Below are 23,777 nucleotides of genomic sequence, written 5' to 3'. Positions count from 1 at the left end.
AATAAAAATTATTTTTGTTATATGAAAACAAGGAGAAAGCGCTATGAAATACGGAAAGGAAATTGTCTTATGTGAGGTGGGGCCGCGAGACGGCCTGCAAAGCGAGAAATCCACGCTGACGACAAAACAGAAGGTGGAACTGATCGACGATATGGGAAAGGCGGGCTTCCGGTTTATTGAGGTCGGGAGCTTTGTAAGTCCCAGGGCTGTGCCGCAGATGGCAGATACGGACGAGGTTTTCCGGCGGCTCGAACCGTATCCCGGCGTGGAGTACCGGGCGCTGATTGCCAATCTCCGCGGCGTGGAGAGGGCGGCGGCCTGCGGCTGCAAAAAGGTGAAGTTAAATGTTTCGGCCAGCAGGGCTCACAATCTGGCGAATCTAAACTGTACGCCGGAGGAAAGCGTCGCCGGGTTTGCGGCATGCGTGGAAAAGGCGAAGGAGACAGGAATCGGGATTTCCGGCTCCATTTCCATGGCTTTCGGCTCTCCCTGGGATAAGGAGATCCCGGTGGATGACGTAAAGCGGGTGGTGGAGGCGTATCTGAACGTGGGAATTACGGAAATTTCCCTGTCGGATGCGGCCGGTGTCGCATATCCCGGTCAGGTTTATGAGATGGGGCAGGAGATGAAGCGGGAATACCCGCAGGTGGACTGGTGGTTCCATTTCCACAATACCCGCGGCCTTGGAATCGCAAATGTGCTGGCAGGCATGGACGCAGGTTTTACCCATTTTGACACCAGCTTTGCCGGCGTCGGCGGCTGTCCGTTCGTGCCGGGGGCGGCCGGGAATGTGACGACTGAGGATGTGCTCCATATGTGCGGGCAGATGAAGATTGCCACGGGAATCGATCTGGATCAGGCCATCGCCATCAGCCGGAAGGTGGTTTCCATGCTGGGCCACAGCACTGACAGCTATATTCTGCGGGCGGGAAAAGCCAGCGAGCTTTTGCGGGAACTCCCCAAAGGGCAGATCAAAAATCAGACAGGAAAGTAGAAATCCGGGCACAGGCCCGGCTGGAAGGCGGCTCTTTTGGGGCCGCCTATTTTTCTTCCGCGGGCCGGTAGCCCATCTGGATCGAAAGCTTCAGGGCTGCCTGGCATAAGTCTTCGATGAGATCCGGCCGGAAACGGCTCCTTAAGCGTCCTGCCGGCCCTGTTAAGAAGATGGCATCGGACACGTTTCCGTCTGCGTCAAAGACGGGAGCGGCGATGGATTCGACGGCCGGGTCACGTTCGCCTTCGCTGATGGTATAGCCGTCTTTTTTCACCTGAACGAGGGCATCCATGGTGGTGAAGGGATCGTCTTTTAAGAGGCGTTCCTGGTCGGCGGCTGGCATATGGGCGAGCAGCACCCTTCCTGCGGCGCCGCGGGTCAGCGGATATGTATTCCCCACCATGAGGACGGAGCGCAGGGTCTGGTTGCTGTTGATTCTGGCGATGCAGACGCGCAGATCCCCGTTTCGCTCATAAATTCCCACGCTTTCATTGTATTTTTTGCACAGATCCTGGAGGAAGGGCTGGGCCTCCTGGCAGATGTCCATGTTGGTGAAGACGGCATTGCCGAGCTGTGCAATGCGGGCGCCCAGATAGTAGCGGCTGTTGGAGGGGTTCCGGTACAAATAGTTGTTTTTCTCCAGAGTGGAAAGCAGGCGCAGCGTCGTACTGGCGGAAAGCTGGATTTCCTTGGCAAGCTCCACCAGCGAAAAAGAGGTATGCTCTACGCTGAAGCAGTCCAGGATAGCCAGGGCGCGTTCTACGGATCGTACACTGTAATCAGGCGGCATGATGAATTCTCCTTGCTTGTAAGATAAGGTTATTATAACCATTTTTCCGAAAAATGTAAACCGGCGGGAAATGAAGATATTTTACAAGACTTTTTTGTGATTTCGATGTAAAATATCCCGGGAGAGGATTTGAGGCATATGAAAAAAGAAGTCAGGACGGCCGTCTATGACAGAAAATTAAAGGTGGAAGCCTACCGGTTTGAAGGGATGGTGCGGCCGTTCCCGCCCCATTTCCACGAGCATTATGTCATCGGATGCGTGGAGAGCGGCCGGCGCACGCTTTCCCTGCGAAACCGGGAAGTTTTCATCGGCCCGGGGGATTTGGTGGTGTTCCACCCGGGCGAGAACCACGGGTGCACACAGAGTGGCGGCGATGCCTTTGGCTTTTGCGGCTTTTCTGTTTCAAAGGCGGCCATGGCAGAGATTTCCCAGGCGGCCGGGCAGAGAGGGCTCCCGGTGTTTTCTCAAAATGTGATTTCTGACGGCAGCATGGCAGGCTGTTTTCAGGAAATCCATGAAGCGCTGATGAGAGGAGACAGCCAGGAAAAGGGAGAGGCGTTTTTTGCGTTTCTTTCGGCGCTCATGGAAAGAAACGGCGGACGGACAAAAACAGAAGGCCTGACGTGCCGCGGGGAGATCGGCCTGGCATGCGGATTTATGGCGGCACATTTTGCCGAGCACATTTCCTTAGGGGATATCTGCCGTTACGCCGGCCTCAGCAAGTCGGCGCTCTGCCGGGCATTTTTAAAAGAAAAGGGGATTACGCCGTACCGGTACCTGGAAAATGTCCGGGTCAATGAGGCGCGGCGGCTTCTGGAACAGGGAACGGCGCCGTTGGAGGCGGCTGTGCGGACAGGGTTTTCCGACCAGAGCCATTTTACTAATTATTTCAGCCGCTTTACGGGGCTTGCGCCCGGCGTGTACCGGGATATGTTCCGGGAAAAGAAAAAGGAGGAAAAACAGGATGGAAAGTAAACGGATCGGGCATGCGGCCGCATTGGCAACAATCATCATATGGGGGACGACATTCATCTCCACCAAGGTTCTTTTGGAGGCGTTCCAGCCGGTGGAGATCCTGTTTTTCCGGTTTGTGATGGGATACCTGGCACTTTGGCTTGTCTGCCCGAGGCGGCTTACCGGTGTGGGCCGCAGGCAGGAGCTGACCTTCGCGGCCGCCGGCCTCTGCGGGATCTGCCTTTATTACCTTTTAGAAAACATCGCCCTGACCTATACGATGGCGGCCAATGTGAGTGTGATTATTTCTGTGGCGCCGTTTTTTACGGCACTTTTATCCAGGAGGTTTGCCAGGTCGGAGGAAAAACTCGGCGCCGGCTTCTTCATCGGCTTTGCCGCCGCCATGGCAGGGATTATCCTTGTGAGCTTTAACGGCGCGCAGTTTGAGTTAAATCCCTTCGGAGATTTCCTGGCGGCCGCCGCGGCCTTCGTGTGGGCATGCTATTCCCTTCTTACGAAGGAGATCGCAGGCTTCGGCTATCCCATTCTTCTGACGACACGGCGGACATTCTTTTACGGGCTCCTGTTCATGGTGCCGGCGCTGTTTTTCTTTGATTTTGAAATTGGCCTTTCGCGGTTCGGGAACATGACGTATCTTTTAAACATCATCTATCTCGGCCTTGGCGCGTCAGCCATGTGCTTTGTGACCTGGAACTATGCGGTGAAGGTTCTTGGAGCTGTGAGGACGAGCATTTATATTTACATGGTTCCGGTCGTTACCATTGTGACCTCCGTCCTGATTTTGGACGAGCCGGTGACGTGGCTTTCGGCGGCAGGGACGGCACTGGCGATTTTGGGGCTGGTGATTTCGGAGTATAAAAGGGCCTGATTAAGCGCGGCAGCGGCAAACGTCAGATGTTCCGGCGAAAATGGGGCTTCCAGTATGTTCCATAAAAAAGACAGCCGAAAAAATGAACCTTTTTCCTCCCAGCGTCCTCTATAAGGCAGGTGCACCGAAAAACATGAGAAGGAGGATATGCATGGAAGATGCGGAGCTGGTAAAGAAGATGATATCCGGCGACATGGACGCGTTCGACCGGTTAATGGAACAGTATCAGGCGGAGGCTCTGAGGGCAGCATATCTGATTTCAGGAAACCATGCGGACAGTGAGGATATTGTCCAGGAGACTTTTGTTTCCTGTTATTTGAACCGGAGCCAGATCAAAAATCCCGAGGCCTTCCGGAGCTGGTTTTATAAAAGCCTGTCACGGAATGCCTGGCGGATCTGCAAAAGAAGACGGCGGGAACAGCCGGCGGAGGAGGTTTACGAGGAACGCCCAAGCAGTTCCAGCGTGCTTTCCGAGGTGATCCGGGACGAAGAGGAGCGGGAGATCTGCCGGGCAATTGAGTCGCTGCCGGTAAAACAGAGGACCGTGATTGTCCTGTATTACTACAACCAGATGTCCATCCGCGAGATCGCAAAGGTCTGCGGCTGCCTGGAGGGAACCGTGAAATCGCGTCTCTTTGGCGGGAAGGCCAGGCTTAAGAAGCTTTTGGAGGACATGGAACAGAAAGGAGAAAAGACATGGACGATTTTATCTTAGATAAAAAAATCGAGGCGGCTCTTAACAAACAGGCATCCGGCGTCCATGACGGCATCCTGGAAAGGCAGAGGATGCAGGCGGCGGTTCACCGAAGGCTAAAGGAGGAACGGAATATGAGACATAGAAGCTGGAAAGTTATGGCGGCAGCGGCGGCGGCCGTATGCCTGATGGGCGGCATGACGGCAATGGGCCTTGGAAAGGCTGCTGTTTACATTTCGCACAGCAACCGGAATGAGGCTGTAAATGATTATGCTGCGGCAGAAGAGATGCAGAAAAGCTACCGCACAGATGTGAAGATGGTGGAAGAATTCTCAAATGGATATGCGTTTGCAGAAGCAGTCCCCCATCATTCCGAAGCGCAGGATGCAGATGGGAATACCATTGAAGCAGGAACGGCCATGTCTGTCATTTACGAGCGGGAAGGCAGTGAATCCGTAAACTTTGAGGGCGTCTATTCCTCGCTGCCGTTGGATTTTGAGGCGGATCTGTCCATGACGCTGGATAACGGCGTGGTGCTTCGGTATTCCAGAATGCAGAATAAATTCGTGCCGCCGGACTATGTGCCGACGGAGGAGGAGCAGAAGCTTAGCGAGGAAGGGAAGCTGAATCTCGCTTACGGAAGCAGTGAGATTGAAGAGATGGTTTCTTCCATGGTTCAGTGGGAGGACGGCGGCATCACATACAGCCTCTTTACCTTTGATGAGGCCATAACGGCGGAAGAGATGTTCCAGATGGCGAAGGAAGTTGTGGAGAGCTGATGACATAAGACTTGATGAGACGGAATCCCCGGGCCGCAGAGAAAGCGGCGCGGGGATTCTGCGAGAAAAGGTATGGAAAACTGTTTTGGGCTGTGGTAAAATATAAGACACAGGAGGGCCGCTTATTGAAGGTAAGTACAACCATCGCAAACAACATTCACATTGCAGATGATAAAGCGAGGTATGATGCTGCGTGCAGACGGCTGCTGTCGGACAAGATGATCCTGGCATGGATTATGAAAAACTGCCTGGAGGAATTTCGGGACTGCGGCATAAAGGAAATTGCAGATCAGTACATCGAAGGAAAACCAAGTGTAGCGGATGTGCCGGTGCATCCCGATGAGGAAGCACTTTCTGGTGCGCCGATGATTTCCAGTATGGAGAACGAAGACGTGACAATAACGGAGGGGAAAATCACCTATGACATCCGTTTTCAGGCCATGGTACCGTCTTCCGGGGAGCAGATTCGGCTAATTTCAATCGAAATGACGCATAGCCTGGAAAGTGAGGTATCGCTGATGTGCAACTTGAGTGAAGGTGTTGAGAGAAGGGGAATCGAAAAGGGGCTCATAAAAGGGATCGAGCAAGGCCTAGAAAAAGGCATGGAGCAGGGAAAAATTTATGGGCTGATCGAGGCTTACAGGGATGACAATCTTCCGGAGGCGGAGATCATCGCCAGGCTTCAGAAAAAATTTGGCCTGACAGAAAGTGAAATCAGGAAATATCTGGATTAAATTGCCGTAAAAAGGCCGTTTCCGACGGGGAGAACCCTATGCCGGGAACGGCCTTTTTCTGCGAGCTTTTACCGGAAAAACCTCTCCCGCACCACCTCCACCGGCATCTCCATCCCGGTCCAGAGGCGGAAGGCCTCGGCGCCCTGGTAGAGAAGCATATAGCTTCCGTTAAAGGCCGGGCAGCCGTTTTCCCGCGCCATCTTTAAAAGCTTCGTCTCTTTTGGATTGTAGATAATATCGGAGACGATCAGGGTTTGGGGAAGGTAAGAGGCGTCGGGAACCGGGCAGGCGTCTTCGTCCGGTGCCATGCCTACGGAGGTGGCGTTTGTCAGGATGGCGCTTTCGGAGAGCTCTTTTTTTAATAAATCCAAGTCTCCGAAATCGCAGAGCGTGATTTTGCAGTCCGTCCGCTCTCTTAAGATCCGGGCAGTCTCCTCTGCGCGGGAAAAGAACCGGCTTAAGGGCCGCAGGAAAACGGAGATCTCCGCCACGCCGTCCAAGGCCGCCTGAACGAGAATGGCCGTGGCAGCCCCGCCTGCGCCGAGAAGCGTCATCTTTTTCCCGAGGATGTCAAAGCCTGCGTCCTTTACGGAGCGCATGTATCCGACGCCGTCGGTGTTGTGGCCGGTCAAAATGCCGCCGTCGTTTACGACGGTATTGACGGCGCCGATGATTTCCGCCGCCGGGGAAAGGCGGTCGCAGAGCCCGGCCATGCGGTTTTTGTCGGGCATCGTCAGATTGAAGCCGCGGGCATGCATGGCTTTTAAGCCCTCCACGGCGGCCGGAAGCGCCTCTTCGTCCACGTCAAAGGCCAGATAACAGTAGTCTAAATGAAGGGCCTCAAAGGCCGCGTTGTGCATCATGGGCGATATGCTGTGGGAACAGGGGCTTCCCAGAAGGCAGATGAGCCCTGTATGTCCTGTGATGGAACTGGTCATAGAATGTCCTCCTGAATGTTTATCAAATGGAAAGTTCCTGTCTATTATATCAGCCTGCCGCAAGGATTGCAACGGAGAGAAAATTCTGCTATACTTTTTGGTAAATGCCAGGGTCAAAAAGCCAAAAATCTGACGCAGGCCTGCCTGCAAAGCGGCACTTACCCCTGGAACCAGCCAAAAACAGAGGAGAAAACATGGTATGGAATTAAACGGTCATATTTTCCTGATCGGTTTCATGGGAAGCGGGAAGAGCACCAACGCGGCCTGCCTGGCACGCCTTGCGGACGCAAAGCGCATCGAAATGGATGATGCCATCACAGAGAGTCAGGGCATGGAAATCAGGGAAATTTTTAGAAAGTATGGGGAAGAGCACTTCCGGGATCTGGAGACAGGCTTCCTAAAAAGCTTGCTGGATCGAGAGCCGGCCGTCGTCTCCTGCGGCGGCGGTGCCGTGCTGCGGGAGGAAAATGTGAGGCTTATGAAGTCTATGGGAAAGATCGTTCTTTTGACGGCTCGGCCGGAGACGATTTTTGAGCGCGTAAAAGACAGCGGCGACCGCCCGGTTTTAAACGGGCATATGAACCTGGAGTACATCAAGGAGCTCATGGAAACGCGCCGGCCGCGCTACGAAGCTGCCGCCGATTTTTCTGTGGCGACGGACGGGAAGACGGCCGAAGAGATCTGTCTGGAAATCCTGAAAACAGGGCAGGAGGGAATGCGCTCATGAACATCAAATGGGATGCCGAAAAATATACGGCCGATTTTTCCTTCGTCCATCAGTATGGAAACGATGTGATCGGGCTTTTGGAGAAGAAAGCAGGCGGTACAGTCCTGGATCTCGGCTGCGGGAACGGGGCTTTGACGAAGGCGCTGGCGGATCAGGGATGGAACGCCGTGGGGCTTGATGCGTCAAAGGAGCTTCTCTCCGCCGCCAGAAACCAGTATCCCGAGCTTTCCTTCCTTGAGGGGGACGCGGCCGGATTCTCCCTCGATCATCCTGTTGACGCCGTGTTTTCCAACGCGGTTTTCCACTGGATTGCAAAGGAGCGCCAGCCGGACATGATGGCGTGCGTTTTTGAGGCGTTAAAGGACGGCGGGCAGTTCGTATTCGAGATGGGCGGATACGGGAACAACGCGAAGATCCATGGCGCGTTAAAGGAAGCGTTTGAGGCCCGCGGACATGCCTACCGGATGCCGTTCTATTTCCCCACCATCGGAGAATACGCGGCGCTTTTGGAGAGGGCTGGCTTTCTCGTGGTTTACGGGACGCTGTTTGAGCGGCCCACGAAGCTTAAGGGAGAAGATGGGCTTTTGGACTGGCTTTTGATGTTTGTGAAGACGCCCTTTGAGGGGATTTCTGAGGAAGAGAAGGAAGAAATCCTGCGGGCGGCCGTCCGGCGGCTGCGCCTGGTGCTTTATAAAGACGGCACCTGGTACTGCGATTATGTGCGGCTTAGGATGAAGGCCGTAAAGCCTGCATTGGATTTACATAAAAAATGAGAAGGAGTTGCAGAGAGATGAGAGAGAAAAACCCAATCCCGCAGGGGAAATACGTCCCGGCTGTCCGGTTTGAAAACATGGTTTTTACAGCAGGGATGACGCCAAGGGACAACGGTGTCCTGATTAAGGAGGGGAAAATCCGTCTGGAGGATTCCGTGGAAGAGTACACGGAGGCCGTCCGCCAGGCGGCAAAGAACGCCCTGACGGCAGCAAGGAACACGCTCGCCGAAGGGGAGAAGATTGCCCGGATCCTTTCCATCACGGTTTACGTGAATGCAGAAGAGGGCTTTACCAAGCAGTCCAAGATTGCCGATATCGCATCGGAATATTTCTGTGAAGAACTGGGCGAGGCCGGCGTCGGGAGCCGGGCTGCCGTGGGAGTGGCTTCCCTTCCGGGAAACGCGCCGGTGGAAATTTCCATCACGGCAGGAATCACAAAGACAGCATAAGAGAGAAGATGGCCGCCTGGACGAAATGGCCTTTGTCCGGGCGGCCGCTTCTGTCAGGAAGGGAGGTTTGGCATGGAACCGGTGGAAATCCGTGACATCCAGTATATTTTAGCCGTATGGCAGGAGCGGAGCATTTCCCGCGCCGCAGAAAAATGTTATATCTCGCAGCCTGCCCTCAGCAAAATCGTAAAGCGTGTGGAGACAGGCCTGGGGACGGCCATTTTTGACCGTGGCTCCGTGCCCTTAAGAGTCACGCCGGAGGGCGAGGTGTTCCTGGATTACTTTAAGCGGATCAAGGAACTTTACGGGGAGATGGAGCAGTACCGGGCGGATATCTGCCGCCAGAAAAAATGCGACGTGAGAATCGGCGCGCCGTCTTTTTTCTGTACCTATGTGCTGCCGCCGATCCTGTCGGCATTTCTCATGGACAATCCCGATTTCCAGATCCGCCTGATTGAGACCAACGACAGCGACTTAAAAAAGTTCCTCCGGGCCGGTGCGGTGGATCTGGGAATTTCCGTGGAGGAAGGCATGAAGGCGGAGTTTGATTCGTTCCTTCTTCAGAACGAGACCATCATCCTGGCTGTCCCCAGAAGCCTTCCTGTGAACCGGGAGCTTTCCGGATACAGTCTCCGGTTCGAGGATATCAAAGACGGCCGATTCCGGGAGCCTGACGTTGAGAGCGTTCCCATGGAGCGGTTTTCGGGAGAGCCGTTCCTGTTTTTGAAGCAGGGGAACGACATGCACAGGCGGGGCCTTAAAATTTGCCGGGACGCAGGCTTTGAGCCGGACATCGTCATGGAACTGGATCAGCTTCTTACAGCCTACTATCTGGCGGACGCCGGCCAGGGCGTTACCTTTACCCGTGCCAGCATCCCATACTATGCCGGGGAGACGGAAAATCTCCTGTTTTACAAGGTGGGACATCCCGATATGGTACGCCAGATCCGTGTCTTTTATAACGGCGGAAAGCAGGCCACGGGAAAACAGAAAGCTTTCATGGAGTACATGAAAAGCTATCCGCTTCCGGGCTGATGAAAGAGTTTCTTTCACGGTATTCCGGTTGGGACATAAGAATATGAGTATCTGGATATTGGACATCAGACCGTATCTGGTGCTATGATGAAAACAGACCAGAACGGCTATGAATATAAAAATAGCGGAGGGGAATGATTATGACAATCAAAGAAAAATTCGACAAACTGGGGATTGATAATGCGCCGGGCCAGGAGAGCCTTCAGAAGGAGACAGCTCTGGATTTAAGAGGGGAGAAAATTCCCGGGGCGCCTGTGGACTTTTCCCACGGGGATGTGGATGCCCACGAACCGATTCCGGGGAGTTTTGAGATTTTTGCCGCAGGCGTGAGAGAGGGAGCTTCCCAGGCCTACACGCCGTACCGCGGGCGGAAGGAAATCCTGTCTCATGTGGCAGAGAGCCTGTCAAACTTCATGGGTGCAAAGATCGAGCCGGATAAGAACCTGATCTTGACGCCCGGAACCCAGGGTGCCCTGTTCCTTGCCATGGGCAGCAATATCATGCCCGGGGACAAGGTGGCCATTGTGGAGCCGGATTATTTTGCCAACCGGAAGATGGTAGAGTTTTTCCACGGCGAGCTGGTGCCGGTTTCCATGGATTACATGAATGTGACGAAAGGTGCCGGATTGGATCTTGCGGCTTTGGAAGCGGCGTTTAAGGACGGCGTAAAGCTGTTTTTATTCTCCAATCCCAACAACCCGGTGGGCTGCGTGTATTCTTTTGAGGAGATCACGAAAATCGCAGCCATGGCGAAAGAGTACGGCGTGACGCTGATCGTTGACGAGCTTTACTCCCGCCAGGTCTATCCGGGCGTGGAGTACACCCATCTCTGTGCCCAGAAAGAAATCCCGGACAACTTAATCACCATCATCGGCCCGTCCAAGACCGAGTCCTTAAGCGGCTACCGCCTTGGCGCGGCCTTCGGGACGGAGGAAGTCATCGACCGGATGGAGAAGCTCCAGGCCATCATGGCGCTCCGGTGCAGCGGTTATAACCAGGCTGTCTTTAAGTCGTGGTTTAACGAGCCGGAGGGCTTTATGGAAGACCGTGTGAAAAAGCATATGGAAATCCGCGATGCCCTCATGGAGCGGATCCGCCAGGTTCCCGGCGTTTCTGCAAGGCCCACAGACGGCGGAAGCTATCTGTTCGTGACGATTCCGGAACTGGAGGTTTCTCTCCACCAGTTCATCCGCATCGTGCGGGAGATGGCCGGCGTTTCCGTGACTCCGGGCACGGAATTCGGGCCGCAGTTTTTACATCAGTTCCGCATTAACTTCTCCCAGGATAAGGAGAAGGCCGTGGCAGCCATAGACCGGCTGTTTGCGGTTATGGAACGCTACCGCAAATAAACGGCTCCCGGCAGGGGCCCGCATCCGGCAGGAAAGGAGACGCGTATGAAAAAGATCGGATTTTTGGGAGGCGGAAAGATTGGAAGGAGCATGGCAGAGCATGTCCTTGAAAGAAAGCTGGCAGAGCCGGTTTTCATCTATGATCCCTATGTGACGGAAGAGGAAATCTGCGGCGTGAAGGTGGTTCATGAACTCACCGAGGACATGGTTTCAGGCCTTGACCTCGTGGTGGAGTGCGCCGCGGGAGAGGTGACGGCAGAGTATGGGGAGATGATTTTAAGGCACTGTGATTATATGCCGTTTTCCATGACGGCCTTCCGGGATGACGGTCTGGCCGGCCGGATGCGGGCTGCCTGCGGGAAATACAATAGAAGCGTGTTTTTGCCCCATGGGGCCATCCTGGGACTGGACGGGATCTTTGACGGCCGGGAGGCTTTTACGTCTGTGAGCATCGAGACTATCAAAAATCCCAAAAGCCTGGGACGTGACGATACGGAATATACCATCCTGTTTGAGGGCACGGCCAGGGAAGCGACGGGGCTTTATCCGAAAAATGTCAACGTCCACGCGGCGGTGGCTCTGGCAGGCATCGGTTTTGATAAGACGCATTCCAAAATCATTGCAGATCCGTCCGTGAACACCAATACCCATAAAATCAGCCTGAAGGGGCCGGGAATCAACTTTACGATTCAGGTTTCCAGTTTTTCCGAGGGCGGCGTTTCAGGAAAATACGTGCCTCTTTCCGCCTGCGGGAGCCTGGAGCGGGTTCTGGGCGGGGACGGCTTCCGGTTTGTGTAGAGGAGACGGCCTATGAAGAACAAACTTGCAGCGAGAATGGATCGGATTCTCCCCTCGGGAATACGGAAGGTCAATGAGAAGGCGCTTGCCATGGAGCGGGAGGGCCGCCATGTGATCCATTTTGAAATTGGGCGCCCGGATTTTGATACGCCGGACTATATTAAAAATGCATGTATCGAAAGCCTGAAGCAGGGGGATGTATTTTATACGTCCAACTATGGCGACATGGAACTTCGCAGGGCCATCGCAGAAAAGCTTGAAAAACAGAACCACATTCCTTACCGTGCAGAGGAAATCCTCGTGACTGTCGGTCTTTCGGAGGCGATTTTTGATCTGCTCTGCACCATCCTTGACGAGGAAGACGAAATCCTGGTGCCGGATCCGGTGTGGATGAACTATGTGAATGTGCCGCGGCTTCTCGGAGCCGTTCCCGTGAGTTACCGCCTGCGTGAGGAGAACGGCTGGCAGATGGATCTGGACGAAATCAGGGGGAAGATTACGAAAAAGACAAAGGCTCTTGTTCTCGTAACGCCCAATAATCCCACCGGAAGCATTTTGTCAGAGGAGAACCTTTTGGAGCTTTCCAGGCTTGCACAGGAAAACGATTTTCTGGTGGTGGCAGACGAAGTTTATGAGCGGCTTGTGTATGACGGCAATACCCATGTGAGCATCGCCTCCCTGCCTGGCATGAAGGAGAGGACAGTCACGTTAAACGGCATGTCTAAGACGTATTCCATGACTGGCTGGCGGCTTGGCTATGCGGCGGCGCCGGAGGAATTTATCGCGGCCATGAATAAGATCCACCAGCATAACGTGACCTGTGCGCCGTCTTTCGTCCAGAAGGCGTCCATTGCGGCGCTTAGGGAGGAGACAAATGAGGTGGAAGCGATGGTCAAAGAGTACCAGAGGCGGAGGGACTATGCCGTGAAGGCTATCAACGAAGTTCCCGGTTTGAGCTGCCAATGTCCGGAGGGTGCCTTTTATATTTTCATCAATGCAAAACCTCTGAGCATGTCAAGCGAGGAGCTTGCCGGTTATCTTCTGGAAAGTGCCGGGATCGCACTGGTTCCCGGAAGCGTGTTCGGCGAATCCGGGGAGGGGTATCTGAGGATGTCCTTTGCAAACAGTTATGAGAATATTGTGGAAGGTACAAAGCGGCTGGCAGACGCAGTAAGGAAACTGGATAAATAGAGGAGAGCACATATGGCAAAGGTACTGATATCAGAAAAAATCAATCCTGCCGGCATCGGGCTTTTAAAAGAAAAGGGCCATCAGGTAACGCAGATGGAGACCATCGGGGAAGCAGAGCTGGCGGAAAAAATAAAGGATGCCGAGGCACTTCTTGTGCGGATTCTTCCGATCACGAGGGAGCTCATGGAAAGCGCGCCGAATCTTACAATCATCAGCAAACACGGTGTCGGCGTGGACAATATTGATCTGGAGGCGGCGAAGGAGCTTGGAATCGCGGTAACGACGACGCCGGACGCCAACGGCCTTTCCGTGGCGGAGCATGCCATGGCACTCCTCTTGTCGCTTGCGAAAAACGTGGTGCCGGTTGCAAAGGCTTATAAGGACATTGGCTTTGCCGCCAAAAATTACCGGGAAGGCGTGGAAATTTCGGGAAAGACGCTGGGGATCATCGGCTGCGGAAAAATCGGAAGCCGCGTAGCGTCCATGGCCGCCCATGGCTTCGGAATGCGGGTACTCGTCTATGATCCGTATATCGAGACGGTACCGGACGGGGCAGAGCTTTTAAAAGACCGTGAGCAGGTGCTTAGGGAGTCTGATTTTTTAACGCTTCACTGTTACCTCTCTGATGAGACGCATCACTGTATTGGGGAGCCGGAATTTTCCATCATGAAAAAGGGCGCATACCTGATTAACGTCGCCCGCGGCCCTGTCGTAGATGAGGCGGCCATGATCCAGGCGCTAAAAGACGGCCGCCTGGCCGGCGCCGGACTCGATGTGACGGAAAAAGAACCACTCGATCCCGAAAGCCCGCTGTTTTCCATGGAAAACGTGATTGTCACGCCTCACTATGCGCCGACGACGAAGGAAGCGGCCACGCGGGTGTCGCGGATTGCGGCGGAAAATATTGTGACGTTTTTTGAGAATGGGAGTACGGTGGGGAGGATTGTGTAGGCAGTATGAAGAAAAAAGTGATTCTCGCCTGCACGAGACGGCGCGTATCGGAGTATATCCGGGAACAGCTTGAGAAAATGCTTGGGGAGTATGCCGATTTCGGCATGCTCCTCGTCAATCAGGAGATGCCGGGCCAGATCCGCTGCGATCTGGTTGTCGCCATCAGCGAGGAGACGGCGAAGCAGGTGGCGCCGCTTCTCATGGGCGGCACGGAGTTAATTGTTTTGCGGCTCACAATCCAGCGGAGCATGTACGACCGCTTAAAAGCCATCGGCGGCGAGGAAAAGGCCCTTGTGGTAAACAATACCCAGGAGCTGGCCCTCGAGACGGTGGCGCTTCTCTATGCCCTGGATGTAAAAAACATTGAACTGATCCCGTTTTATCCCGGCTGTACCGAGGACTATTCTCATATTCGGTCGGCCATCACGCCAAACGAGTTTGCGGTGATTCCGGATTACATCGAACGGGTGCTTGACATCGGGGAGCGGTGCCTGGATCCTTTGACCTTAATCGAGATATGCAGCCGCCTCGACTGTCTCAACCAGGATTCCATTGACATGATTTTTGCATATGGGCAGAATGTGATCTCCGTAAACAGGGGAATTACGGAGCTTACGAGGAATGGGAGGAGTCTTTCCTTCGGTCAGAAGAGGTTTTTGGAGAATTTTGACGACGCTGTTTTTATCACAGACGCAGAAGGAAAGCTCATGATGTTTAACCAGGCGGCCCGTGGGCTTTTGGGAAACGCCTCTTCCTATATGTTGGACCGGGAAATATCGGAGCTTCTCCCGGAGCTTTCGGCGGGCCCGTCAAAAGATGGCAGAGAGCTTCACAACTTCCCCGTGACAATTAACGGAAAGCGGTATCTTTTGACGAAAAACCCGGCAGAGGAAAAAGAACATGCCGGGACGGTTTATGTGCTTAAAAGTCTGGATGCTGTCCGCAGCCTTTATACCCGCTATGCCGGGGAGCGGACGAAGCGGGGCGAAATCAAATATGGTTTCGACGATATCCTGGGCTCCAGCCAGGCCATGAGGGCGGTAAAGGAAAAGGCCAGGCTGTTTGCCGGCACGGAATTTCCGATTTTAATTCAGGGGGAGAGCGGGACAGGAAAAGAGCTGTTTGCCCAGGCCATCCATCAGGCATCGCCAAGGAAGGACGGCCCGTTTCTGGCCTTTAACTGTGCGGCTCTTACGGATTCTCTTTTAGAGAGCGAGCTTTTTGGATACAGCGATGGGGCATTCACCGGCGCGCGTAAGAACGGCCGCGCCGGAATTTTCGAGATGGCAAGCGGCGGTACTTTATTTATGGACGAAATCGGAGATGTGTCCTTAAATGTCCAGGCGAAAATTTTAAGAGTGCTTCAGGAGCAGGAGGTGGTTCGCGTCGGCGGCACAGAAGTCATCCCTGTAAACTTACGGATTATCTCGGCTACGAATCAGGATCTGGGCCGTCTGGTAAAGGAAAAGAAGTTCCGGCTGGATCTCTATTACCGGTTAAACACCCTGATCCTTCAGACTGTGCCATTAAGGGAGCGGGCCAGGGACATTTATGACATGCTGCCGGAATTTTTTAAGAAAAACAAAATCAAAAAAAACATCGGCAGGGAAGCCATGGATTTCATGCTGCGGTATTCCTGGCCGGGGAATGTGCGGGAGCTTCAAAACTGCGTGTCGTATCTTTCCATTGTGCAAAAAGATACCATCCATTTGGAGGATTTCCCGGAATACATGCAGGAGGAAGCCAGATTGCTTTTAAGGGGGGAGAGAAAGGACGCGAAGGAAGCAGGCCAGGAGCCGGAGCTTCTTATTTTAAAAGAGCTGGAGAACTGCCGGGAGAGCGGAGAAAAAATCGGGAGAAAGCGCCTGGCAGAGGCTCTGGGACGTTTCGGCGTCCCGGTCTCAGAGGCAGAAATCCGTGTGTATCTGGAAAAACTGCGGGAAAATGGCTGGATTGAGGTTTCCAGAGGCCGAGGCGGGACGCGGATTACCGAGGCCGGAAAGAGGCGGCTTGAGGAAGCAGACCGTGCGGAAAATCGTGAAACGATAAAATGGTGAAATAAGATGGTTTAATTGGGAAAAATCCAGTTAAACCATCTTTTCTTTTGGTTTATTACAGGAAAAGGGCCTAAAATCATGGATTTTGCCGTCCCCACAATCTTGGCATAAAGGTTGCTAAATAAAAAGGCATCTGACATATGCCAATCACGACAGGCTGAGGGGGAGGTTCAGGACTGCGGCATAGGAAAGGCAGCAAATGGTATGGAAATGAAAGGAGAGTATGAATGAACGAAAGCAAAGCCCTGGCGGCAAAGGAAACAAAGGAAGCGTTAAGCGTCGGGAAAGCCCTGTCCATGGTGGCTGTGGCACTTCTTACGGTCGTGGTGGGGAAGCTGTTTTTTAAACTGGACACGACGTTAGTACTGTTTATTTCAGCGGCACTTGTAAGCTGTGTGGCCGTTTGTTTTTGCGGGATCCCATGGGATAAAATTGAAGAGCAGATCGCCGTCGGGATCCGTGCCATGGGCGTTCCGGTCATTATCCTGATGGAAATCGGAATGCTTGTGGGAGCCTGGATGATTTCGGGGACGATCCCGACGATCATGTACTACGGCATGGTTATCATGAATCCGCGGTATTTTCTTGTATTAACATGTCTGTCCTGTTCGGTCATGTCAGTGGCTTCGGGAACCTCATGGGGAACACTTTCCACCCTTGGCGTTGCCCTCATGGGCGTGGCTCTTGGCCTTGGAATCCCCCTTCCCTATGTGGCAGGTGCCATCGTAGTCGGTTCCTTTTTCGGCGATAAGATGTCGCCTCTTTCCGACTCTACTATCGTAGCAGCGGCCTCCTGCAACGTGGATCTCAGGGAACATGTTTTTCACATGCTTTATACGACGGTTCCCGGATATGTGGTTTCCCTGATTTTATATCTGGTGCTCGGCTTCCAGTTCGGCGGCGGAACCATCCAGAATGAAGAATATACCATTATCCTGAATGCCCTTCAGGAGAATTTTGTCATCAACCCGATCATGGTAATCCCGCCAGTGATCGTCCTGGTGCTGATTGTCATGAAAAAGCCGTGCCTTCCGACATTCGCGGCAGGCATCGCCTCAGCCGTAATCCTGGCTGTCGTCTGTCAGGGCCGTGAGTTCACAGCCGTCATGGGCGCCGTTGTCGCCGGGTACACGGAAAAAACGGGAACCGACATTGTAGATTCCCTTTTAAACCGCGGCGGCATCAACAGTATGTTAAGTACCGTCGGCATCGTTCTTGCTGCCGCCGTGTTCGGTGCTCCGATTAAGGCATCGGGAGCGGCAGAAGCGATTTTCACGCAGGTGCGGAAGTTTGCGAAGACGCCGAAGCAGCTCATGATCCTTTGTACGATCATGCACCCGATTTTCATCCTGATTGCCGTGACCTACTATGTAACCTATCCGGTTATGGGCGAGATGGTGGGGCCGATTTACGAGGAGTACGGGCTTCATAAGAAAAATCTTTCCAGAACCTTTGAGGACACCGGCACCATCAGCGCGCCGCTCATCCCCTGGGGCATGGCCGGTGCATTCATCGCTTCCACGCTGGGAATCGGGCCTGCCGAATACTGGATGTACATGCCTCTTTCCTGGATGTGCGCCCTGACCGGCATCGTGCTGGCTATCACCGGCATCGGCGTTGCGAAGACGGACGGAACCATGGTGACACCGATTTTCAGGAGAAAGAAAGCGAAATCATAGGAGGAGAGGATTATGAAAGGAATCGAGTGGATTGACCGGGAAAAAGGACTTCTGGCGGACATAAACGACACGGTCTGGCGTTATGGGGAGACGGGCCTTAAGGAGAAAAAATCCTCCGCATTTCTGAAAAAAGTCCTTTTGGAGCAGGGGTTTGACGTACAGTCCGGCGCCGCCGGTATGGAGACGGCTTTTGTCGCCTCCTTCGGGACAGAAGGGCCGAAAATCGGCTTTCTGGCCGAATATGACGCCCTGCCGGGACTCAGCCAGACTGTGAACACAAAAAAGGAGGCGCGTAGGGAATGCCCGGATTCCGGCCATGGCTGCGGGCACAATGCGCTGGCGGCGGCGATCCTGGGAGGCGCCATCGCGCTTTCCAAGGCAGTGGCGGCAGGAGAGGTGAAAGGGCAGGTGATTGTTTTTGGCTGCCCGGCAGAGGAGCTTTTAATCGGCAAGGTGCGGATGGCGCAGGCTGGCCTCTTTGACGGCTGTGATATCCTGTTTTCCTGCCATCCCAACGACGTGAGCTACGTCTGGGCCAGGACGAGCAATGCCGTCTGGTCGGGTATCTTTACCTTCTCCGGAAAGACGGCCCATGCGGCCATCGACCCGCAGAACGGGCGGAGTGCCCTGGACGCGGTGGAGCTCATGGACGTGGGCGCCAATTATTTAAGAGAGCATGTGACGCCGGACGTACGGATCCATTATGTCATCACTGAGGGCGGCCAGGTTCCAAACGTGGTACCGGCGAAGGCGAAGGTCTGGTACACGGTGCGGGCAAAGACCTCAAAGGCGGCAAAGGATTTAAGGCGGCGGGTCGAACTTCTGGCAGAAGGCGCTTCCGTCATGACGGAGACCTCCTGGGAGGAGGAAACGGTATCGTCCTGTTCGGAGGTCTTAAGAAACCGCGTTTTGGAGGGTGTCCTTTTAAAGGCCATGAAGACAGTTGGGGCGCCGGCCTGGGAGGAAGCGGATTATGCATTTGCCGAAGAGCTTTCCAAAGAATTGCCGGAAGGGCTTTGTGCCGGGGCAGAAGCCGATTACGGCCTTACGAAGGAGACGATCTGCCGCGGGCTCCATACGGGGATTTATGATGGTTTTTACCGGGAGGGAGAAGTAATGGCCGTGTCTACGGATGTGGGTGATGCCAGCCTTAAAGTGCCCACGGGCGTCTTTTCCTTCGCCTCAACGGTGATCGGTTCGCCGGGCCATTCCTGGTTTTACACAGCATGCTGCGGCTCTTCCATTGCCCATAAAGGTGTTGTGATGGCAGCAAAGGTATTTGTGCTGGCGGCAGAAGAGCTATTGAAGAATCCGGAGCTCATAAAGAAGGCATGGGCAGCATTTGAAGAGGAGAAACAGAAAAACGGATATCAGAATACGGAGGAATAGAGAGATGAAGGAATTTACGGAAAAGCATCACGCCTACCTGGTGGGGCGGTTCTATGAGGCGCTTATGAGGGATTATCCGGAGCAGGCGGAACATATTTTTGTCATGTGCACCCAGAGATATGCCGAGCAGAGGGGATCGCGGATGGCCCAGAGAGCCATCCGTGACAAAAAGCCGCTGACCTTTACCACATACCGGGAGTACGGGGAGTGGAAAAATACGGAAACAGTAAAGGCCGAGGGCTGCGCCAATTCCGGGGAGACGGTTTCCTGGTCACCGGATCATGTGGAAAAGGTGTACATGTGCCCGTGGGCGGCCCAGTTTAAGGAGATGGGGCTGCAAAAATGCGGGACACTTTACTGCAAATATGTGGACAAATCCCTGGTTTTGGGCTTCAACCCGGAGCTGGTGTACGAGGTGCCGCAGAGCATGCATGAGAGTGGTTACTGCATCCAGATTTCCAGGGACGCCAACTTTTCGGAAAACCAGGAATTCCATAAGCATGCCGAGTACCAGAAGGGCTTTGATTACCACTGCGGCCACTGTTATAAGACCTTCCGTGAAATCATTTCTGCGATTCTCGGGACAAATGGAGAAGAGATAGCAGTTTTTGTTTTAAAGCAGTTTGAGGACGACTACGGGAAAGAAATGGCGGACGTGCTTTTGTCCTATAAAAATGTGGATTTCAATCTGATCTGACATCCGAAGGAGAGGAAAACTATGCTGGAAATCAAGACTACTATCCGTGCGGACGTTTTAGTGGCAGGCGGCGGAGGGGCCGCCTGCACGGCAGCCGTGGCGGCAGCGAGGCGGGGGGCCGACACCGTCCTCGTATCGAAGGGAAAGGTGGGAAACAGCGGCAACACCATCATGATCGGCGGCTCCTACGGGATGGACGGGGAGAGTGCCTACCGGGATTTCCATATTCCGGAAGCAGACCCGACGTTCACGAAAGAAGAGTTGTTCCGCTCCATCTGCAACGATGGTTTTAACTTAAGTGATCAGAACCTGGTGGAACAGTTCGTAGAGGAGAGCCCGCGCATTGTCTATGAAGTCAAGGAATGGGGCGAAGCGGCAGGGCAGAAATTCAAATTTTACCGTCCCGGAAACTGGGACGTGACCGGCCGCGGCATGGGGCGAGCCCTTTCGGAAGGCGTGAAGGAGACAGGCGGCATCCGGGTGTATGAGGATGTTGTTCTCATCGGTCTCCTAAAAAACGGGGAACGTGTGACGGGAGCAGTCGGATGGGATCTTTACGGCGGAGACCTGATCCGTTTTGAGGCCAAGGAAGTTATCTTAGGAACCGGCGGCTACCAGCCGTATTCTTTAAAAAATACGAATTCCGACATGACCGGCGACGGCCAGGCCATGGCCTACCGCGCAGGTGCGTCTTTAGCTGATATGGAATTCATGCTGTTTCTCATCACAGCCATCGAGCCCAACGAGATGCGCGGGTCGATCCTGCCGGTGATCTGCACCTTCCGCGAGGCCTTTGACTATGATCCGGTTGACCGCTTCGGAAACCGGATTGAGATTCCGGAATCTCTCCGGGAAATGGAAAAGACAAGTGAGATGTGCAAGCTGGTACATATTTACTATTATGGAAAGGCCATAAAGGACGGACGCGGGACGGAAAACGGCGGCATCTATTTCGACTTCCATCGGTTCACTGACGAGGAGATCGACGCCATGTTTGAGAGTGTGATGGATCATTTCGATGGTTTTTATCCTCGGGGAAAATACCATGGAAACGATATTCTGGAGTATAAAAGGATCATCAAGGAGAAACGCCGGATTGAGGTAGGGCTTGCAAGCGAATACAGTGTTGGCGGGATTTTCGTGGATGAGACCATGCGTACCGGCGTGCCGGGGCTTTTTGCAGCAGGTGAATGTGCCGGAGGTGTGTTTGGGGCGAACCGGGTGGCAGATGCGGTGACGGAGATGCTGGTGCAGGGCTATAAGGCAGGCGAGGAAGCCGCGGCGGCAGCACTTGGCGAGGAGAAGATTGAGAGCGCAGAGGAGTCCGTCCGCGAGGTGCTGGAGAGACTTGAGAGCCATCTGCCAAAGGCGCCTGCCATGGCGGAGAAAACAAGGCGTCCCGTCGGGGCCATCATAAAGGATATGGAAAAGGCATCAGATGAGGCGCTTGGGCTTTGGCGGAAGGAAGAAACGCTGATGGACGGCATAAAAGCCTTTGACCGGCTGGAAAAAGAGCTTTCCCATGCAAGGGCCGGGGAGTCTTCTCTCGTCTATAACCGGGAGCTCCTTCGGATTTTAGAGGCTGAAAACACGCTTCTCTGTACGCGGACGGCTGTGAAAATGGCGGAGATGAGGAAGGAAAGCCGAGGCCTCCATTTACGGGAAGACTTTCCGTACATCGACAATGAAACCTGGCAGGTGCGTATTTTAAGCCGGCTGGAAGGCGGGAACGATGTTCTGACGAGCCGGCCGCCGGTGGTGACGCGTGTGCCGCTGCGTGAAGCAGGTAAAACAGATTATGAGACATTCATCCTGGAGGAAGATCTGGGAATGGCAAATATGGAGGAGAAATAGATGAAGGCAAAGGTGTATCGCTTCCGCCCGGGAGAGGAGGCGCCTCATTACGATGAATTTCAGGTGGAATTTAAGGCGGAGGACAGGAAAACCGTCATGGATCTTCTCGAATACATCGGGGATCATCTGGACGGAACCTTGAGCTTTTATTCCCACAGTGCCTGCCGTCAGGGGATTTGCGGCCGCTGTGCCGTGCGCGTAAACGGAAGCGTGCGGTTGGCCTGCAATACGGTTCTCACGGGCGAAGACGTGGTTCTGGAGCCGGCGGGCGGACGTGTTATAAAGGATCTGGTGACGAGGCAGGAAAAGGGCGGAAAATAGTGGAGGATAAAAGTCTGTCGAGGCCGGAAATTGCATTTGACAAACAGTCATAATCGGCATATAATATACTTAACAAGAGAGCCGCTGACTGGATGAAGCCCAGCCGCCGGCAAGTTTTAGCTAAAAAATAGCGCCTTACTTTACCAGAGCGGGGGCGCTATTTTTTGCGTATAAAAAGTATAACAAGCGTTATGACAGATAGCACCAGCCCCCTTTCGTACAACGTCCGGCGGCTGGCATAACACCCCAATGGCTCCCCTGGTAAGTATATGATATTGCCAAAGAGCGGGAAAGATCTTCCAAAACCATTGCAGCCCTTTGAATCATCGATGGCTTCCCCAAAATGAAACCAAGACCAAAAAATCTGCCCGCAGGCACAGCCAGGGGCAGATTTTTTGAATGTTTGGGAGCATCAGGGAAATCCGATTACGCTTCCTCTTTCAACCTTCTATGAAATTCCACCGATTTCTCAATCTTTTTCATCAGCTTATCAAACGCCTGCGGCGTCAAGGACTGGGCGCCGTCGCAGAGGGCCTTTTCCGGATTATTGTGAACCTCGATCATCAGGCCGTCGGCGCCGGCCGCGATGGCTGCGAGGGAGAGCGGCTCCACCATGAAGCGGATGCCGGCCGCGTGGCTCGGGTCAATGATGACGGGGAGATGGGTCTTCTGCTTTAACATGGGGATCGCCGAGATGTCCAGGGTGTTCCTGGTGGAGGTCTCGAAGGTACGGATGCCGCGCTCGCAGAGGATGACATTTTCATTTCCTCCGGCCAGGATGTACTCGGCACTCATCAAAAGCTCGTCTAAGGTGTTTGCCAGGCCGCGTTTTAAGAGAATGGGTTTCTGAAGCTTTCCGAGTTCCTTTAAAAGCTCAAAGTTCTGCATGTTCCTGGCGCCAACCTGGATCACGTCCACATCGTCGAAAAGGGGAAGATGCTCCGTACTCATGATTTCTGTCACCACCGGGAGGCCGGTGGCTTTTTTTGCCTCTAAGAGAAGGTCAAGCCCCTGTTCGTGAAGTCCCTGGAAGGAGTAGGGGGAAGTCCTCGGCTTGAAGGCGCCGCCGCGAAGGAGATGGGCGCCGGAATGTTTCACATCTTCGGCCACCTCCGTGATCTGTTCCTTCGTCTCGATGGAGCAGGGGCCGGCAATGACCTGGAAATGGCCGCCGCCGATCTTTCTTCCGCAGACGTCGATGACCGTGTCTTCGGGATGCATGGAGCGGCCGGCCTTTTTGTAGGGCTCTTTGATGCGGCGCACGTCCTCGACCACGTCCATGGCCCGCAGCCAGTCCTCCTGGACGGCAGAGGTGTCGCCGATGAGGCCGATTAAGGATGTGTCGGTGCCATCTGAGAGGTGGAGACGGAAGCCGCGGCTTGTGAGGGTCTCTTTTAATTCCTCAACTTTTGCAGGATTGGCGTGTTTTTTCAGGATAATAATCATGGTGAAGCTCCTCCTTTAGTGACGGAAAATAGAAAAGCCGGCATCTGCTGCATGCAGATACCGGCTCCTGGTTTCTGAATTCCCGATTTTTTATCTGGGATTCGGAGAGGCATGTCCGCAGCAAGCAAAAAAGTCCGCGCTGTAATAATAGCCCGGAAAGTAATAAAAAGAAAAGGATGCTGCAAACAAAGAAGTCTTTAACATAGTTAAAATCCTCTCAGAATCAAAATAATTTTGTTTATCATAGCGCGGTTTCAGAAAATTGTCAACTGGAAAATTGCGGCGGATG

General features: G+C 53.8%; 23 protein-coding genes. 20 read left to right on the top strand and 3 right to left on the bottom strand.

Annotated elements, in window-relative coordinates; all coding sequences use genetic code 11:
* Nucleotides 1–43: 43 nt before the first annotated feature.
* Nucleotides 44–994 (top strand): hydroxymethylglutaryl-CoA lyase, encoded by a 951-nt coding sequence (locus KE531_01405; GenBank protein ID MBR9952289.1) that lies wholly within the window; start codon nt 44–46, stop codon nt 992–994.
* Between the two features lie 46 nt (nt 995–1,040).
* Here the strand turns inward: KE531_01405 and KE531_01400 are convergent, their stop codons facing one another.
* A complete protein-coding gene (locus KE531_01400) occupies nt 1,041–1,784 on the bottom strand; it encodes an IclR family transcriptional regulator (protein MBR9952288.1) in 744 nt (247 codons plus the stop codon).
* A gap of 138 nt (nt 1,785–1,922) precedes the next feature.
* Between KE531_01400 and KE531_01395 the strand changes: the two genes are divergently transcribed.
* The 5 genes from KE531_01395 to KE531_01375 all read left to right on the top strand — a co-directional run bounded on the left by KE531_01395 (nt 1,923) and on the right by KE531_01375 (nt 5,834).
* Complete coding sequence (locus KE531_01395) at nt 1,923–2,759, top strand: helix-turn-helix domain-containing protein (GenBank protein MBR9952287.1); 837 nt, start codon at nt 1,923–1,925, stop codon at nt 2,757–2,759.
* Nucleotides 2,749–3,627, top strand: a complete 879-nt coding sequence (locus tag KE531_01390) for a DMT family transporter (protein MBR9952286.1) — start codon at nt 2,749–2,751, stop codon at nt 3,625–3,627. The genes KE531_01395 and KE531_01390 overlap by 11 nt, the downstream gene beginning before the upstream one ends.
* Before the next feature lie 145 nt (nt 3,628–3,772).
* Nucleotides 3,773–4,342 carry an RNA polymerase sigma factor gene (locus KE531_01385; GenBank protein ID MBR9952285.1) on the top strand — a complete coding sequence of 190 codons (570 nt, stop codon included), beginning with the start codon at nt 3,773–3,775 and terminating at the stop codon, nt 4,340–4,342.
* Nucleotides 4,324–5,100 carry a hypothetical protein gene (locus KE531_01380; GenBank protein MBR9952284.1) on the top strand — a complete coding sequence of 259 codons (777 nt, stop codon included), beginning with the start codon at nt 4,324–4,326 and terminating at the stop codon, nt 5,098–5,100. Before KE531_01385 ends, KE531_01380 begins: the two co-directional genes overlap by 19 nt.
* A 125-nt stretch (nt 5,101–5,225) precedes the next feature.
* Entirely contained in the window at nt 5,226–5,834 is a 609-nt protein-coding gene (locus KE531_01375; GenBank protein ID MBR9952283.1) for a hypothetical protein, read from the top strand.
* 68 nt (nt 5,835–5,902) lie between these two features.
* On the opposite strand, the gene aroE is transcribed toward KE531_01375, so the two are convergent.
* Nucleotides 5,903–6,772 carry a shikimate dehydrogenase gene (gene aroE, locus KE531_01370; protein ID MBR9952282.1) on the bottom strand — a complete coding sequence of 290 codons (870 nt, stop codon included), beginning with the start codon at nt 6,770–6,772 and terminating at the stop codon, nt 5,903–5,905.
* Between the two features lie 199 nt (nt 6,773–6,971).
* Between aroE and KE531_01365 the strand changes: the two genes are divergently transcribed.
* The 14 genes from KE531_01365 to KE531_01300 all read left to right on the top strand — a co-directional run bounded on the left by KE531_01365 (nt 6,972) and on the right by KE531_01300 (nt 22,042).
* Nucleotides 6,972–7,499 (top strand): shikimate kinase, encoded by a 528-nt coding sequence (locus tag KE531_01365; protein ID MBR9952281.1) that lies wholly within the window; start codon nt 6,972–6,974, stop codon nt 7,497–7,499.
* Nucleotides 7,496–8,272: a class I SAM-dependent methyltransferase gene (locus KE531_01360; protein ID MBR9952280.1), complete on the top strand. Its 777-nt coding sequence runs from the start codon at nt 7,496–7,498 to the stop codon at nt 8,270–8,272. The genes KE531_01365 and KE531_01360 overlap by 4 nt, the downstream gene beginning before the upstream one ends.
* Before the next feature lie 17 nt (nt 8,273–8,289).
* On the top strand, nt 8,290–8,721 hold the full coding sequence (locus tag KE531_01355; GenBank protein ID MBR9952279.1) for a RidA family protein: 432 nt from the start codon (nt 8,290–8,292) through the stop codon (nt 8,719–8,721).
* Between the two features lie 72 nt (nt 8,722–8,793).
* Nucleotides 8,794–9,756: a LysR family transcriptional regulator gene (locus KE531_01350; protein ID MBR9952278.1), complete on the top strand. Its 963-nt coding sequence runs from the start codon at nt 8,794–8,796 to the stop codon at nt 9,754–9,756.
* A 140-nt stretch (nt 9,757–9,896) separates the two neighbouring features.
* A complete protein-coding gene (locus KE531_01345) occupies nt 9,897–11,105 on the top strand; it encodes a pyridoxal phosphate-dependent aminotransferase (GenBank protein ID MBR9952277.1) in 1,209 nt (402 codons plus the stop codon).
* Nucleotides 11,106–11,150: 45 nt separating this feature from the next.
* Nucleotides 11,151–11,903, top strand: a complete 753-nt coding sequence (locus KE531_01340; GenBank protein MBR9952276.1) for a DUF108 domain-containing protein — start codon at nt 11,151–11,153, stop codon at nt 11,901–11,903.
* A gap of 12 nt (nt 11,904–11,915) precedes the next feature.
* The gene (locus KE531_01335) at nt 11,916–13,094 is read left to right on the top strand and encodes a pyridoxal phosphate-dependent aminotransferase (GenBank protein MBR9952275.1); all 1,179 of its coding nucleotides are present in this window, start codon (nt 11,916–11,918) and stop codon (nt 13,092–13,094) included.
* 12 nt (nt 13,095–13,106) lie between these two features.
* A complete protein-coding gene (locus KE531_01330) occupies nt 13,107–14,045 on the top strand; it encodes a hydroxyacid dehydrogenase (protein MBR9952274.1) in 939 nt (312 codons plus the stop codon).
* 5 nt (nt 14,046–14,050) lie between these two features.
* Nucleotides 14,051–16,102 carry a sigma 54-interacting transcriptional regulator gene (locus KE531_01325; GenBank protein MBR9952273.1) on the top strand — a complete coding sequence of 684 codons (2,052 nt, stop codon included), beginning with the start codon at nt 14,051–14,053 and terminating at the stop codon, nt 16,100–16,102.
* Nucleotides 16,103–16,329: 227 nt separating this feature from the next.
* Nucleotides 16,330–17,781, top strand: a complete 1,452-nt coding sequence (gene nhaC, locus KE531_01320; protein MBR9952272.1) for a Na+/H+ antiporter NhaC — start codon at nt 16,330–16,332, stop codon at nt 17,779–17,781.
* 12 nt (nt 17,782–17,793) lie between these two features.
* Entirely contained in the window at nt 17,794–19,170 is a 1,377-nt protein-coding gene (locus KE531_01315; protein ID MBR9952271.1) for an amidohydrolase, read from the top strand.
* Nucleotides 19,171–19,174: 4 nt separating this feature from the next.
* Nucleotides 19,175–19,867, top strand: coding sequence for an L-2-amino-thiazoline-4-carboxylic acid hydrolase (locus KE531_01310; GenBank protein ID MBR9952270.1), 693 nt, complete (start codon nt 19,175–19,177; stop codon nt 19,865–19,867).
* 21 nt (nt 19,868–19,888) lie between these two features.
* Entirely contained in the window at nt 19,889–21,721 is a 1,833-nt protein-coding gene (locus tag KE531_01305; GenBank protein MBR9952269.1) for an FAD-binding protein, read from the top strand.
* Nucleotides 21,722–22,042: a 2Fe-2S iron-sulfur cluster binding domain-containing protein gene (locus KE531_01300; GenBank protein ID MBR9952268.1), complete on the top strand. Its 321-nt coding sequence runs from the start codon at nt 21,722–21,724 to the stop codon at nt 22,040–22,042.
* Between the two features lie 426 nt (nt 22,043–22,468).
* Here the strand turns inward: KE531_01300 and aroF are convergent, their stop codons facing one another.
* A complete protein-coding gene (aroF, locus tag KE531_01295; protein ID MBR9952267.1) occupies nt 22,469–23,488 on the bottom strand; it encodes a 3-deoxy-7-phosphoheptulonate synthase in 1,020 nt (339 codons plus the stop codon).
* Nucleotides 23,489–23,777 lie beyond the last annotated feature (289 nt).

Source organism: Eubacteriaceae bacterium Marseille-Q4139 (assembly GCA_018223415.1).
In the GTDB taxonomy this organism is placed as follows: Bacteria; Bacillota; Clostridia; order Lachnospirales; family Lachnospiraceae; genus CABSIM01.
The sequence above is the reverse complement of the archived record's forward strand: the minus strand, read 5'-3'. Positions and strand labels throughout refer to the sequence as shown.